Origin of the sequence: Burkholderia sp. BCC0405, assembly GCF_902833075.1 — a bacterium.
Lineage (GTDB): Bacteria > Pseudomonadota > Gammaproteobacteria > Burkholderiales > Burkholderiaceae > Burkholderia.
In genome coordinates this window covers 1-15,002 of record NZ_CADFEO010000017.1, presented here as the reverse complement: position 1 = coordinate 15,002, position 15,002 = coordinate 1, and the positions used below count along the sequence as shown (strand labels likewise).

13 protein-coding genes are annotated in these 15,002 nt (G+C 67.0%); 8 read left to right on the top strand and 5 right to left on the bottom strand.

The annotated features are described in order from the left end of the window. Positions 1-9: 9 nt before the first annotated feature. From HWX36_RS25340 to HWX36_RS25330, 3 genes are all read right to left on the bottom strand, one after another. Positions 10-1,230: a DUF1501 domain-containing protein gene (locus HWX36_RS25340; RefSeq protein WP_175955828.1), complete on the bottom strand. Its 1,221-nt coding sequence runs from the start codon at positions 1,228-1,230 to the stop codon at positions 10-12. Between the two features lie 67 nt (positions 1,231-1,297). Then, the gene (locus tag HWX36_RS25335; RefSeq protein WP_175955826.1) at positions 1,298-2,800 is read right to left on the bottom strand and encodes a DUF1800 domain-containing protein; all 1,503 of its coding nucleotides are present in this window, start codon (positions 2,798-2,800) and stop codon (positions 1,298-1,300) included. 132 nt (positions 2,801-2,932) lie between these two features. Further along, on the bottom strand, positions 2,933-3,211 hold the full coding sequence (locus HWX36_RS25330) for a hypothetical protein (protein WP_059532470.1): 279 nt from the start codon (positions 3,209-3,211) through the stop codon (positions 2,933-2,935). A 267-nt stretch (positions 3,212-3,478) separates the two neighbouring features. Between HWX36_RS25330 and ompR the strand changes: the two genes are divergently transcribed. From ompR to HWX36_RS25310, 4 genes are all read left to right on the top strand, one after another. Next, on the top strand, positions 3,479-4,204 hold the full coding sequence (ompR, locus tag HWX36_RS25325) for a two-component system response regulator OmpR (protein WP_004199523.1): 726 nt from the start codon (positions 3,479-3,481) through the stop codon (positions 4,202-4,204). A gap of 40 nt (positions 4,205-4,244) precedes the next feature. Further along, positions 4,245-5,606, top strand: coding sequence for an ATP-binding protein (locus HWX36_RS25320; RefSeq protein ID WP_175955824.1), 1,362 nt, complete (start codon positions 4,245-4,247; stop codon positions 5,604-5,606). A 189-nt stretch (positions 5,607-5,795) separates the two neighbouring features. Further along, the gene (locus HWX36_RS25315; RefSeq protein WP_175955823.1) at positions 5,796-6,344 is read left to right on the top strand and encodes a peroxiredoxin; all 549 of its coding nucleotides are present in this window, start codon (positions 5,796-5,798) and stop codon (positions 6,342-6,344) included. Positions 6,345-6,420: 76 nt separating this feature from the next. Continuing rightward, on the top strand, positions 6,421-6,948 hold the full coding sequence (locus tag HWX36_RS25310; RefSeq protein WP_011352388.1) for a carboxymuconolactone decarboxylase family protein: 528 nt from the start codon (positions 6,421-6,423) through the stop codon (positions 6,946-6,948). A 146-nt stretch (positions 6,949-7,094) separates the two neighbouring features. On the opposite strand, the gene ispF is transcribed toward HWX36_RS25310, so the two are convergent. Next, positions 7,095-7,580, bottom strand: coding sequence for a 2-C-methyl-D-erythritol 2,4-cyclodiphosphate synthase (ispF, locus tag HWX36_RS25305; RefSeq protein ID WP_175955821.1), 486 nt, complete (start codon positions 7,578-7,580; stop codon positions 7,095-7,097). A 28-nt stretch (positions 7,581-7,608) separates the two neighbouring features. After that, positions 7,609-8,319, bottom strand: a complete 711-nt coding sequence (ispD, locus tag HWX36_RS25300; protein WP_175955819.1) for a 2-C-methyl-D-erythritol 4-phosphate cytidylyltransferase — start codon at positions 8,317-8,319, stop codon at positions 7,609-7,611. 107 nt (positions 8,320-8,426) lie between these two features. On the opposite strand from ispD, the gene mfd reads away from it, so the two are divergent. From mfd to HWX36_RS25280, 4 genes are all read left to right on the top strand, one after another. Beyond that, positions 8,427-11,897: a transcription-repair coupling factor gene (gene mfd / locus HWX36_RS25295; RefSeq protein ID WP_175955817.1), complete on the top strand. Its 3,471-nt coding sequence runs from the start codon at positions 8,427-8,429 to the stop codon at positions 11,895-11,897. A gap of 105 nt (positions 11,898-12,002) precedes the next feature. Continuing rightward, a complete protein-coding gene (argE, locus tag HWX36_RS25290; RefSeq protein ID WP_175955815.1) occupies positions 12,003-13,223 on the top strand; it encodes an acetylornithine deacetylase in 1,221 nt (406 codons plus the stop codon). Between the two features lie 59 nt (positions 13,224-13,282). Beyond that, positions 13,283-14,302 (top strand): threonine/serine dehydratase, encoded by a 1,020-nt coding sequence (locus HWX36_RS25285; protein ID WP_175955813.1) that lies wholly within the window; start codon positions 13,283-13,285, stop codon positions 14,300-14,302. Positions 14,303-14,447: 145 nt separating this feature from the next. Continuing rightward, entirely contained in the window at positions 14,448-14,879 is a 432-nt protein-coding gene (locus tag HWX36_RS25280; RefSeq protein ID WP_175955811.1) for a DUF3574 domain-containing protein, read from the top strand. Positions 14,880-15,002: the final 123 nt, after the last annotated feature.

The window sequence follows — 15,002 nt, the reverse complement described above, 5'->3', positions numbered from 1 at the left end:
CCGGGCGCCTCACGCCTTCAACAACGGCAGCGTGTCGAAGCGCTGCTGCAGCACGCGCGTCGCGTCGAGCCCCCACCACGGCCCGAGCACGGTCGCGTAGAGCTGGCGGAAATCGACCGCGACCGGCAGGTTGCCGTTGCCGTCGAGCCGCCCGAGCGCCGGCGGCGCACCATACAGCCCGCCAGCCACGCGGCCGCCCATCACGAAATGCGGCGCGGCCGTGCCGTGATCGGTGCCGTTGCTCTGGTTCTCCCGCACGCGCCGCCCGAATTCCGCATACGTCATCACGAGCGTCTGGTTCCAGCGGCCGAGTTCGATCAACGCGCCGCGCATCGCGCTCATCCCTTCCGCGAACTGCTTGAGCAGCGCAGCTTGCTGCCCCGGCTGGTTCTGGTGCGTATCGAAGCCGTTGAGCGTCAGGCGCAGCACCGCGACGCCGTCCTGCGCGCCGGGCCCGGGCGCTTCGCACGCGGCCAGCACCTGCATCGCGGTCTTGACCGACGTGCCGAACGCGCCGGCCGGAAAGGCCGTCCGGAATTCACGCATCCCGCCGCGCGGGCGCAGCCGGTCGGCCGCCTTCACGATGTCGTTCTCGACGTCGATGATGTGCGCGAGCGCGGGGTTCTGTTCACGCAGCGACGACGGCTCGGCAAGCCGGGCCGCACGAATGAACTGCGCGGGATTGACGAGCGCGATCGCACGTGCACCGTTCGAGAGCGGCCCCATCTCGGCGCTGCCGAGCACGACGCCGTCCGCCGCGAAACAGGGCGGCACGGGCGCCTGCGCAAACGTGCGCGTGAGCCAGCCTTCGTGCAGGTACTGGTCCGACCGCGACGCGGTATCCCAGATCTCGATCGAGCGGAAATGCGACAGGTTCGGCTGCGGATAGCCGACGCCCTGCACGACCGCGACCTGCCCGTCGCGCCACAGCGGCATCAGCGGCGCAAGCGACGGATGCAGCCCCGTGTGCGCGTCGAGTTGCAGCACCTGCTCGCGCTTGATGCCGATGCTGCGCCGGAACTGGTAATACAGCGGGTCCGCGTACGGCACCACCGTGTTGAGGCCGTCGTTGCCGCCCTTCAGCTCGACGAGGATCAGCACGTTCGCATAGCCGGCCGCCGGTTGGCGCCCCGCCTGCGCCACGGAAGCCGCCATCGCAGGCGCCTGCCACATCGACACGCCGGCCGCGGCAGCGGCGCCCGTCAGCGTCAGAAAATCACGTCGGTTCATCGCGCATCCTTTGGTTCGCCGTCCGGCACCTTTGCCACACCGGCTCCCCGCTTCATCGTCGTTCGAATCATTTCAGTTGATAGGCCGGATCCATCAGCAGCGCTTCGAGATACGCGCTGCCGGTCGAATCCGTGTCGATCGCCGCGACCGGCGACAGCTGCAGCACCGCGTGCTGCAACTGAAGCTCGGTCGACAAACCCGCGATCGCCTGCGGCCGTGCGCGATATTGTGCAAGCCAGCGTTCGAGGTCGAAACGCAGGCCGGCGCGCGCGGGCTTGGCTGGCGCTCCGCGCATGCCGGCTGCCGACGCCGTCTCGACCACCGGCATCGCATGCGCGCGGCCATTCGGCGGCGGCACCAGCGGATGCGCCGGCGGGTGCATGCCGGCCGTCTCCGTCGCGCGGAACAGTTGCTCGACGAACTGCTTGCGCGCGAGCAGCGTGGTGCTGTTGATCCATAGCGCGCCGCCCGGCCAGCCCTTCACGTTCGGCGGGTAAAACAGGTTCTGCCCGAGCGTGCGCACGGTGTTCGCGAGCATCTGCGGATCGCCGTATGAAACGTCGAACAGCCGCACCGACCCGACGACGAATTCCGCCGGCGACTTGACGAGCACGCCGCGGTTGCGCGGATCCCAGAAGGCGTCGGTCGACCACAGCGCGGCGAGCGCCGCGCGAATGTCATAGCCACTCGATCGAAACCGTTCGGCTACAGCATCGAGCGCGCCCGGGTCGGGCGTATCGGACACGAACTCGCGCCACAGCTTGGCGGCGATGAAGCGCGCGGTGCCCGGCCGCTTCAGCAGGATGTCGAGAAAGCCGTCGCCGTCGAACGGCCCCGTTTCGCCGAGGATCGTCTTGTCGCCCGCATCGTGCCAATCCGGCCGCACCGCGAAGCGCAGCGTATCGGGATCGACCGTCCAGCCCGTCATCGCCCGCGCGGCTTCGGTCACGTCGTATTGCGTGTAATGCCCTTCGCCGAGCGTGAACAACTCCATCACCTCGCGCGCGAAATTCTCGTTCGGGCGCCCCTTGCGATTGCTCGCGCCGTCGAGATACTGCAGCATCGCCGGATCCTTCGCGACCGCGTGCAGCAGCGTGCCGAAGTTGCCGAGCGCCTCGCGGCGAAACAGCGCGTTCTGCGCGGCCATCGTCTGCGGGTATGGCACCTTGTCCTGCCCCGACGTGAAGTGCCCGTGCCAGAACAGCGTCATGCGCTCGGTGAGCGGCGACGGCGTCACGATCATCTCGTTGACCCATGCCGCGCGCAACGCATCGTACCGAACGTTGCGCTCGCGCTGCTCGTCGCGCCGCATGTCGGGGGTCAGCGCCTGGCGCTGCGCGCGCGTCGGCGGCAGCTCGGCGATCCAGTCGGGCCACGTCGTGACGGGGTCGCGGCGAACGTTGCCGAGCGTATCGGCCACGACCTGCACGCGCGTCATGCCGACGACGCGCGCAACATCGGCGGGCGCGGGAGAGAAGCCGGTACGACTCAGGAAAAACAATGCATCGTCGGCGTCGAGCGGCGACTGCATGGCGGGCGACGGCGCCGGTGCGGCAGCGTTCGCTTTCATCGTCATGGACTCCCGGAGCGCACCGGCGGTGCGGATGCCGGTACAACGGCAATCGGCAGGCGAAAGTTGACGGGAAAATTGCTACGAATCTTTTCCGCGCGAAGTATGTCGCGCAGCGCGAAAGACGGCGCGTCAGCGCTTGTACAGCTCGCGAACGGCGTCCTCGATGTGCTGGCGCAAGAGGTGGCGCTCCTCGGGCGTCATGTGCCCGTCGCGACGGCGCTGTTCGAGATCGGGAGGCACGGCGGAACGGGCCGTCATCTCGGCGGCACGATCAGACTGCGGCGCCTTGCCGCGCGGCAGCTTGCGCGACGATGCGCCCTGCTCGGGGCGCTGCGCATACGCGAAGTTCGACGCATACGGACCGGCAAGCGCGATCGTCAGCATCAGTGCAATCCGGGCAGATCGCATGACCGTCCTCGCTTCCTTGGTCGATTTGTTCCCTTCGTCACGCGGCAACCGGTTACCTCTGGTACTTGAAAAACCCTGCGGAATTCGGGTGTACAAAGATGAAAGATGGAGTGCAGGGGAGTATCTACCGAATTTCGGCTTCGAGTAAAGGAATCTCTATAGCCTGCCTTTACGCCGCGCGACACTACGGGTAAATTTTGTAACCGACTGTAACGCCCGAAAATACGCGGCCGTGCGTCAATTCCCATTCGCGATAAGATGCCGATCATGGAAACGAAAAACCCCTCCAAGATTCTCGTCGTCGACGACGACCCGCGCCTGCGCGATCTGCTGCGCCGCTATCTCGGCGAGCAGGGTTTCAATGTCTACGTCGCCGAAAACGCGACCGCAATGAACAAGCTCTGGGTACGCGAGCGTTTCGACCTGCTCGTGCTCGACCTGATGCTCCCGGGCGAAGACGGCCTGTCGATCTGCCGCCGCCTGCGCGGCAGCAACGACCGCACGCCGATCATCATGCTCACCGCGAAGGGCGAGGATGTGGATCGCATCGTCGGCCTCGAGATGGGCGCCGACGATTACCTGCCGAAACCGTTCAACCCGCGCGAGCTCGTTGCGCGCATTCATGCGGTGCTGCGTCGCCAGGCGCCGGCCGAACTGCCGGGCGCCCCGTCGGAAACCACCGAGGTGTTCGAGTTCGGCGAGTTCTCGCTGAATCTCGCCACGCGCACGCTGACGAAGTCCGGCCAGGAAATTCCGCTCACCACCGGCGAATTCTCGGTGCTGAAGGTGTTCGCACGTCATCCGCGCCAGCCGCTGTCGCGGGAGAAGCTGATGGAACTCGCGCGCGGCCGTGAATACGAGGTGTTCGACCGCAGCCTCGACGTGCAGATTTCGCGCCTGCGCAAGCTGATCGAACCGGATCCGGGCAGCCCGCGTTTCATCCAGACCGTCTGGGGCCTCGGCTACGTGTTCATCCCGGACGGCGCCGCCTGATCTTTCTCCTTCCCGGTTTCGCCCGCCCACGGCCCGTCCCATGCGTATCGACCGGCGCCTCCTGCAGCTCGCATTCGGCGGGCTGTTCTGGCGCACCTTCCTGCTGATCGCGCTGCTGATCTCGGTCAGTCTCGCCGCGTGGTTCCAGAGCTTTCGCGTGATCGAGCGTGAGCCGCGTGCGCAGCGCGTCGCGCTGCAGCTCGTCGCGGTCGTGAAGCTCACGCGCACCGCCCTGCTCTATTCCGATCCCGATCTGCGGCGCGCGCTGCTGCAGGATCTCGAGAGCAACGAGGGCGTGCGCGTTTACCCGCGCGAGAAGACCGACAAGTTCAAGCTGCAGCCCGACGAATCGCTGAACCGCCTGATCGAACACGACATCCGCAGCCGCCTCGGCGACGATACCGTGATCGCTCAGTCGGTCAACGACATTCCCGGTGTGTGGATCAGCTTCAAGATCGACGACGACGATTACTGGGTCGCGCTCGACCGCGACCAGCTCGACAACGTCACGGGCTTGCAGTGGGCCGGCTGGGGCCTGTTCGCGCTCGCGTTGTCGCTGTTCGGCTCCGCGTTCATCACGAGCCTCGTGAACCGGCCGTTCTCGCGGCTCGCGCTCGCCGCGCGCCAGATCGGCTCGGGCCAGAGGCCCGAACTGCTGCCCGAGCGCGGGATGGGCGTCGCGGCCGACACCAACCGCAGCTTCAACCAGATGGTGCGCGACCTCGAGCAGCTCGAGGCCGATCGCGCGCTGATGCTCGCGGGCATCTCGCACGACCTGCGCACGCCGCTCGCGCGGCTGCGGCTCGAAACCGAGATGAGCCCGTCCGACCAGGCGACCAAGGACGCGATGGTCGACGACATCGAACAGATGGATCGCATCATCGCGGCCTTCATCGACTACGCGCGCCCGTCGCAACGCAAGCCGGAACCCGTCGACCTGTCGTCGATCGCGCAGGAAGTCGCCGCGCGGGTAGCAGGCGAGGATGGCGTCGAGATCCGCACGCGGCTCGCGCCGAGCGCGGTGATCGAAGCCGACGAGACCGACATGCGCCGCGTGATCGGCAACCTCGTCGAGAACGCGCGCAAGTACGGCCAGAGCAAGCAGGACGGCGTGTCGCACATCACGCTCGAGACACGCGTGTCGCACGCCCGCGTCGAACTGTCGGTGAGCGACGAAGGCCCCGGCATCCCCGAGGATCAACTGCCCCTCGTGATGCGGCCGTTCTACCGCGTCGACACCGCCCGCACCAAGGCGGACGGCACGGGCCTCGGGATGGCGATCGTGCTGCGCCTCGTCGGCCGCTACCGCGGCGCGCTGCGCCTGCGCAACCGCAACCCCGAAGCAGGCCTCGAAGTCACGCTCGAATTCCCCGGCGCCGGCAAGGCGCGTGCGACTGCGTGACGCGCTCGCGCACGCTTCTTGCGCTGCACACTATCGATCCGGTTGAAAAAAACTATGAAGATCGTTAGTCAAAATCTATTGAAGTACTTTACTAATAGTGTTACAGTTTCACCCAGGCTGTCACATCATCGTTGCAGCACAGAGGTAGCTTGACTCAGTCTTCTTCCCAACTCATACAGGAGTATCCGCATGAAAACCGTGGGCGATAAACTCGAAGCTTTCACCGTCGTAGCCGCGAAGCCGGGCTTCAACCATCACGAAGAAAACGGGCAGTCGGCATTCGAGACCGTCACCGAAGCATCGTTCCCGGGCAAGTGGAAGATCATCTACTTCTATCCGAAGGATTTCACGTTCGTGTGCCCGACGGAAATCGTCGAGTTCGCGAAGCTCACGAAGCAGTTCGAAGAGCGCGATGCCATCCTGCTGGGCGGCAGCTCGGACAACGAATTCGTCAAGCTCGCATGGCGCCGTGAACACAAGGACCTCGACAAGCTGAACCACTACTCGTTCGGCGACGTCAAGGGCGAGCTGATCGACCAGCTCGGCGTGCGCGACAAGGAAGCCGGCGTGGCGCTGCGCGCGACGTTCATCGTCGATCCGGACAACACGATCCAGCACGTTTCGGTGAACAACCTGAACGTCGGCCGCAGCCCGGAAGAAGTCCTGCGGATTCTGGACGGCCTGCAAACGGACGAACTGTGCCCGTGCAACCGTGCAGTCGGCGGCGCAACGCTGTAAGCGCATCGATGCACGAAGCCCGCGGCGCACGTCCTGCCTGCGGGCTTTTTTAACGGCCAACCCATAGGAGATATCAATGGAATTCATCGATTCGATTAAGGCACGTATTCCCGACTACGCGAAGGACATTCGCCTGAACCTCGACGGCACGATCTCGCGCTCGTCGCTCGAAGGCACCGACGCGGTCGGCGTCGCGCTGGCGGCGGCAATCGCGGCGAAGAGCACGGTGCTCATCAAGACGATCCGCGAAGCCGGCGTCCTGTCGCCCGAAGAAACGAACGCCGTGCTGACGGCGGCCGCGCTGATGGGGATGAACAACACCTGGTATCCGTATGTCGAGATGGCCGACGATGCCGACCTGAAGACGCAACGCGCCGAGCTGCGGATGGGCGCGTATGCCACGCACGGTGGCGTCGACAAGCGCAAGTTCGAGATGTACGCGCTCGCCGCATCGATCGTCGGCAAGTGCCACTTCTGCGTGAAGTCGCACTATGCGCTGCTGAAGAACGAGCAAGGGATGACCGTCACGCAGCTGCGCGACGTCGGCCGCATCGCGTCGGTGATCAACGCCGCCGCGCAGGTGATCGCCGCCGAAGGCGAGTAAACGGCTGCTCGAGCGGTCTCGCCGCGCGACCGGCGGCCATGCCGGAGCGGCCGTCGCTCCAAACGAAAATGCCACGCACCAGCGTGGCATTTTTCATTTCCGCAGCACGGCGCGCGGAGCGAACCGCACGCCGCAACCGCCGGGCGTCAGCCGCCCTGCCTGACCAGCAGTGCGGCGGCCTGCGCCTCGATGCCCTCGCCGCGGCCGAGATAGCCGAGCTTCTCGTTGGTCTTCGCCTTCACGTTCACGCGGTCGAGCGGCAGCCCGAGATCGGCCGCGATGTTCGCGCGCATGCCGTCGATATGCGGCGCGAGCTTCGGCGCCTGCGCGATCACGGTGCTGTCGACGTTCTGGATCGCGAAGCCGGCCGCTTTGACGCGGGCCACGCACTCACGCAGCAGCACGCGGCTGTCGGCGCCCTTGAACGCCGCGTCCGTGTCGGAGAAATGGCGGCCGATGTCGCCGAGCGCCGCCGCGCCGAACAGCGCGTCGGTGATCGCGTGCAGCAGCACGTCCGCGTCCGAGTGGCCGAGCAGGCCGCGTTCGTACGGAATCGTCACGCCGCCGATGATGAGGGGGCGCCCCGGGACGAGCTGGTGCACGTCGTAGCCTTGTCCGATTCTGAAATCCATGCGTGTTCCGATTGAGATGGGGTGAAAGTCAGGAAGCGTTCGCGGGGCGCGCGAGGATCGCTTCCGCAAGCGCGAAATCTTCCGGGTACGTAACCTTGAAGTTGCGCAGGCTGCCCTGCACGACGCGCGGCGTATGGCCGGCCCATTCGATCGCGCTCGCTTCGTCGGTCAGGTCGTGCCCTTCGCGCTGCGCGCGCAGGATCGCCTCGCGCAGCATGCCGATGCGGAACATCTGCGGCGTCTGCGCCTGCCACAGTGCGTCGCGCGACTCGGTGCGCGCGATCGCGTCGCCGCCGGCCGGCACGCGCTTGAGCGTATCGGCCACCGGCAGCGCGACGATGCCGCCGACCGGATCGTCCTTCAGCGTCGCGACGAGCGTGCGGATCAGCTCCGGCGTGATGCCCGGGCGCGCGGCATCGTGCACGAGCACCCAGTCGCGGTCGGTCGCGCCGAATTCGGTCAGCTCGAGCAGCCCGTTCAACACCGACGCCTGGCGCGAGCCGCCGCCGCAGCGGCGCACCGCGAAGCGCAGGCCGGCGAAGCGGCGCGCGTCGAAATGGGAATCGTCGGGCGCGAGGACGACGAGCGTCTGCGCGAATTCGCTGCACGCGTCGAACGCGGCGAGCGTGTAATGCAGCAGCGCGCGGCCGGCCAGCGTGCGATATTGCTTCGGCACGGCCGAACCGGAACGGCTGCCCGTGCCGGCACAGGGAATCAGGGCGAAAAGTCGGGGAGTCACGAAAGGAAACGCCGGAAAGATGAAATCGAGAAGCGGATTTTATAATAGGTCTTTCGTCTCGACCGGCGCACCGCGATGCGCCCGTGCACGCCACCCCTGCCGTCCCTATGCCAGATAACGCTTCCACCCCGTCCGCCTCGCCCGTTGCCCGCGTCAAGCCCGGCCAGCGCTTTGCCTTCGACGGCGCGCACGGTTCCGCCGACGCGCTCGCCATCGCCCGTTATCTTGCCGACAACCGCCAGGACGTGCCGCTTCTGGCGGTAATCTGCGCAAACGCGGTCGACGCGCAGCGGCTCTCGCAGGAAATCCGCTACTTCTCGCCCGACGCGCGCGTGCGCCTGCTGCCGGACTGGGAAACGCTGCCGTACGACACGTTCTCGCCGCACCAGGACCTCGTGTCCGAGCGGCTCGCGACGCTGCACGACCTCGGCGAAGGCCGCTGCGACATCCTGCTCGTGCCCGCGACCACCGCGTTGTACCGGATGCCGCCCGCGTCGTTCATGGCCGCGTACACGTTCGCGTTCGCGCAGGGCGAACGGCTCGACGAGGCGAAGCTGAAGGCGCAGCTCACGCTGGCCGGCTACGAGCACGTGAGCCAGGTCGTGCGGCCCGGCGAATACTGCGTGCGAGGCTCGCTGATCGACCTGTACCCGATGGGTTCGCCGCTGCCGTACCGGATCGACCTGTTCGACGACCAGGTCGACTCGATCCGCGCGTTCGACCCCGACACGCAGCGCAGCCTCTACCCGGTACGCGACGTGCGCCTGTTGCCCGGCCGCGAGTTTCCATTCGACGAAGCCGCGCGCACGGCCTTCCGCAGCCGCTGGCGCGAGACCTTCGAAGGCGACCCGAGCCGTGCGCCGATCTACAAGGACATCGGCAACGGCGTGCCGTCGGCCGGCATCGAGTATTACCTGCCGCTGTTCTTCGACGAGACGGCCACGCTGTTCCATTACCTGCCGCAGGACGCGCACCTCGTGTTCACGGGCGATCTCGAGGCTTCGATCCGCCGCTTCACGGCCGATACGAAGCAGCGCCACGCGTTCCTGTCGCACGATCGCGAGCGGCCGATCCTCGAGCCGCAGCGCCTGTTCCTGTCCGATGAGGATTTCTTCGCGTTCGCGAAACCGTTCGCACGCGTCGTGCTGCCCGCGCAACCGGCCGGCGGGTGGGCAACGGCGCTGCCCGAGCTCACCGTCGACCGGCATTCCGACGATCCGCTCGCGTCGCTGCGCACGTTCGTCGAATCGTCAGGCAAGCGCGTGCTGCTGACCGTCGAATCGGCCGGCCGCCGCGAGACGATCCTGCAACTGCTCGCCGAGCATCGCCTGCGCCCCGCGTCGAACGACCACTTCGCGGGCTGGCTCGCGAGCGACGAACGCTTCGCGCTCGGCGTCGCGCCGCTGTCGAGCGGCTTCGCGGTGCCGGGCGAAGGTTATGCGATCGTCACCGAAACCGAGCTGTACGGCACGCTCGGCCGCCGCGCGGGCCGCCGCCGGCAGGAACAGGCCAGCAACGTCGACGCAATGGTGCGCGACCTGTCGGAACTGAAGGTCGGCGACCCGGTCGTCCACGCGCAGCACGGCATCGGCCGCTACATGGGCCTCGTGTCGATGGATCTCGGCGAAGGCGAGACCGAATTCCTGCATCTCGAATACTCGGGCGACAGCAAGCTCTACGTGCCCGTCGCGCAATTGCACGTGATCTCGCGCTACAGCGGCGCCGATCCCGACAGCGCGCCGCTGCACGCGCTCGGCTCCGGCCAGTGGGAGCGCGCGAAGCGCAAGGCCGCGCAGCAGATCCGCGACACGGCCGCCGAGCTGCTGAACCTGTACGCGCGCCGCGCGGCCCGCGAAGGCCACGCGTTCTCGCTCGATCCGCGCGACTACGTGAAGTTCGCCGAAAGCTTCGGTTTCGAGGAAACCCCCGACCAGGCTGCCGCCATCGCGGCCGTGATCGGCGACATGACGAGCGGCAAGCCGATGGATCGCCTCGTGTGCGGCGACGTCGGCTTCGGCAAGACCGAGGTCGCGCTGCGCGCGGCGTTCATCGCGGTGCTGGGCGGCAAGCAGGTCGCGCTGCTGTCGCCGACCACGCTGCTCGCCGAGCAGCACACGCAGACCTTCGTCGACCGCTTCGCGGACTGGCCGGTGCGGATCGCCGAGCTGTCGCGCTTCAAGACCGCGAAGGAGGTCAACGCGGCGATCGCGCAAATCAACGAAGGCAGCGTCGACATCGTGATCGGCACGCATAAGCTGCTGTCGTCGGACGTGCAGTTCAAGCGCCTCGGCCTCGTGATCATCGACGAGGAACACCGCTTCGGCGTGCGCCAGAAGGAAGCGCTGAAGGCGCTGCGCGCGGAAGTCGACGTGCTGACGCTCACCGCGACGCCGATCCCGCGCACGCTCGGGATGGCGCTCGAAGGGCTGCGCGATTTCTCGGTCATTGCAACCGCGCCGCAGAAACGGCTCGCGATCAAGACCTTCGTGCGTCGCGAGGAAGAAAGCGTGATCCGCGAGGCGATGCTGCGCGAACTGAAGCGCGGCGGCCAGGTGTACTTCCTGCACAACGAAGTCGAGACGATCGAGAACCGCAAGGCGATGCTCGAGGCGCTCGTGCCCGAAGCACGCATCGTGATCGCGCACGGCCAGATGCATGAGCGCGAGCTCGAACGGGTGATGCGCGATTTCGTCGCGCAGCGCGCGAACGTGCTGCTGTGCACGACCATCATCGAGACCGGCATCGACGTGCCGAGCGCGAACACGATCATCATGCACCGCGCGGACAAGTTCGGCCTCGCACAGCTCCACCAGCTGCGCGGCCGCGTCGGCCGCTCGCATCACCAGGCATATGCGTACCTGCTGGTCCACGATCCGCAGGCGCTGACCAAGCAGGCACAGCGCCGGCTCGAAGCGATCCAGCAGATGGAGGAACTCGGCTCGGGCTTCTATCTCGCGATGCACGACCTCGAGATCCGCGGTACCGGCGAAGTGCTCGGCGACAAGCAGTCGGGGGAAATTCACGAGATCGGCTTCCAGCTCTATACGGACATGCTGAACGACGCGGTGAAGGCGCTGAAGAACGGCAAGGAGCCCGACCTCACCGCCCCGCTCGCCGCGACGACGGAAATCAACCTGCACGCGCCGGCGATCCTGCCGGCCGACTACTGCGCGGACGTGCAGGAGCGGCTGTCGCTGTACAAGCGTCTCGCGAACTGCGAGCACGGCGACGCGATCGACGGCATCCAGGAAGAGCTGATCGACCGCTTCGGCAAGCTGCCGCCGCAGGCGCACGCGCTCGTCGAGACCCACCGGCTGCGGATCGCGGCGAAGCCGCTCGGCATCGTGAAGATCGACGCAAGCGAGGTTGCGATCGGGCTGCAGTTCGAGCCGAATCCGCCGATCGATCCGATGCGGATCATCGAGATGGTGCAGAAGCATCGGCACATCAAGCTCGCGGGCCAGGACAAGCTGCGCATCGAGACGCGCTCGCCCGACCTCGCGATCCGCGTGTCGACGATCAAGGAAACGCTGCGCGCGCTCGCGCCGAAGCAGGGAGCGGCTGCCGCGGTGCGCTGACGCGATACTGACGGGTGCGGCATTGCTGCACCGCACCGCGCCCGGCGCGGGCGGGCCGACGCGTTTTTGAGTATGATTTTCCCATTCATCAGCCGGAGTTTTGCCATGTCCACTCTCGACGCGACGGCGCCGTCCGCCGCCGCCCCAGGCGACACGTCCCTCGTCAGCCTGCCCTGGATCAAGCAACTGGTGTCGATGGACACGACGAGCCGCGTGCCGAACCTCGGCCTGATCGAAACGGTGCGCGACGCGCTCGCGGCAAAAGGCATTGCATCGACGATCACGCACGATCCGCGCGAAGGCTGGGCGAACCTGTTCGCAACCGTGCCCGCGCACGACGGCTCGACGAACGGCGGCATCGTGCTGTCGGGGCATACCGACGTCGTACCGGTCGACGGCCAGCAATGGGACAGCAACCCGTTCGCGCCGGAAATCCGCGACGGCCGCCTGTATGGCCGCGGCACCTGCGACATGAAGGGCTTCATCGGCGCCGCGCTCGCGCTGCTGCCCGAGATGCAGGCGACCAGGCTCGCGAAGCCGATCCATTTCGCGCTGTCCTACGACGAGGAAATCGGTTGCGCAGGCGCGCCGCTGATGATCGCCGACCTCGTCAAGCGCGGCGTGCAACCGTCCGGCTGCATCGTCGGCGAGCCGACCAGCATGCGGCCGATCATCGCGCACAAGGGCATCAACGCGTACCGCTGCTGCGTGCGCGGCCACGCGGCGCATTCGTCGCTGACGCCGAAGGGGCTGAACGCGATCGAGTACGCGGCGCGCCTCATCTGCCATATCCGCGACCTCGCCGAGCGCTTCCGCGCCGAAGGCCCGTTCGACGCGCTGTACGACGTGCCGTTCACGACCGCGCAGACAAGCACGATCCAGGGCGGCAACGCGATCAACACGGTGCCGGCCGAATGCCGGTTCGACTTCGAGTTCCGCAACCTGCCGACGCTCGATCCCGAGCAGATCTTCACGCGCATCGAAGCGTATGCGCGGGAAACGCTGCTGCCGCAGATGCTTCGCGAGCATCCGAATGCCGCGATCGAGTTCTCGAAGATCGCCGCGGCGCCCGGCCTCGACGCCACCGAACAGGCCGCGATCACGCAGCTCGTACGCGCGCTGACGGCCGACCAGGACAAGCGCAAGGTCGCGTACGGCACCGAGGCCGGCCTGTTCGAGCGCGCGGGCATCCCGAGCGTCGTGTGCGGGCCCGGCAACATCGAGCAGGCGCACAAGCCGAACGAATATGTCGAGCTCGCGCAGCTCGCCGGCTGCGAGCAGTTCCTGCGCAAATTCATCCGCAGCATGTCGGTCGACGCGCACTGACTGCCCCCGCCACGCCGGCCCGCGTGTGCGGGCCGGCCCACTCCGCCACCCGCCACGTCATGTCGACTGAACAACAGGGCAACGCCCATACGACGATCGACGGCGAGCCGATCCCGACGCTCGACGACATCGCCGCGCAGCATTTCGCGCTGTCGCCGTGGGTCGCGCGCACGCCCGTGTTCGAACGCGCCGACCTGCCGTCCCTCGAGGGCACGCACGTCAACTTCAAGTTCGAGTTACTGCAGGTCAGCGGCAGCTTCAAGGCGCGCGGCGCATTCACGCACTTGCTCGCACTCGACGAGGCGCGCAAGAACGCCGGCGTCACCTGCGTATCGGCCGGCAATCACGCGGCGGCCGTCGCGTATGCGGCGATGCGGCTCGGCAGCAGCGCCAAGGTCGTGATGTTCCATACCGCGAGCCCGTCGCGCATCGCGCAGTGCAAGCAGTACCGCGCGGAAGTCGTGCTGGCCGGCAGCGCGTCGCAGGCGTTCGATCTCGTCCGGCGGATCGAGGCCGAGGAAGGCCGCTTCTTCATCCATCCGTTCAACGGCTATCACACGATCCTCGGCACCGCGACGCTCGGTTACGAATGGGCGACCCAGACGCCCGACCTCGACGCGGTGATCGTGCCGATCGGCGGCGGCGGGCTCGCGGCCGGCATGGCGACCGCGCTGCGGCTCGCGAATCCGCGCGTGCACGTGTACGGCGTCGAGCCGGAACGCGCCGACGCGATGAGCCGCAGCTTCGCGGCGAATCACACGATCAAGATGAGCGCGATGCAGACGATCGCCGATTCGCTGATGGCGCCGCATACCGAGGAATACAGCTACCAGCTGTGCCGGCGCCACGTCGACCGCATCGTCACCGTCTCCGACGACGCGCTGCGTGCCGCGATGCTGTTCCTGTTCTCGCAACTGAAACTGTCGGTCGAACCGGCGTGCGCGGCCGCACTGGCCGCACTGCTCGGCCCGCTGCGCGAAACGCTTCAAGGAAAGCGCGTCGGCGTGCTGCTGTCAGGCACCAATACCGACCCCGGCACGCTCGGCATGCACCTCGCGCACGCGAAACTGCAGCACTGACCCCACATCGGGCACGCGTGGACAAAACCAGGGTTATCCCCAGATTATGTTGACAGCCCTGTTGATAACCCGCCGGACAAGCACGCAAGTGGTTGAGCGCGCAGCGTTTTGCACGCGCGAAGGTCGATCGTCACGAAATGGGCAAATGCGGTCGCTGGCCGTATGCGCAATGGCGATCGCGCTGCTCGCCGGTTGCGCGGCACCGCCCTCGCCCGTCGTCGGCGCGCCGTACGCCTGCACGCAGCCGGCCGAGAACCCTATGCTGTTGGCCGACCTGCTGTTCGGGCGAGACATCGCGGGACGCGGCCCCGTCACCGATGCCGAACGCGCGGCATTCCTCGCCGACACGGTCACACCGAGGTTCCCCGGCGGCCTCACCTACTGGGACACGCACGGCCAGTGGCGCGACCGCGCCGGCGGCGGAATCACCCGCGAAGACAGCTTCGTGATCCGTATCATCGCCGACGATACACCCGACACGCGTGCACGGCTCACCGCGATCCGGCAAGCGTACATACAGCGATTCCATCAGCAATCGGTCGGCATCACGCTCGTACCGGCCTGCGCGTCGTTCTGATTCCCCTTCTCCCTACCGACAATTCGCACAATCGGGATAGGGGCGGTCAGAAGCCTGACCGTTCCCCTCCCACACCACCCGGCATGCGGGTCCGCACCGGGCGGTTCGAGCAGTTGAGGTTAT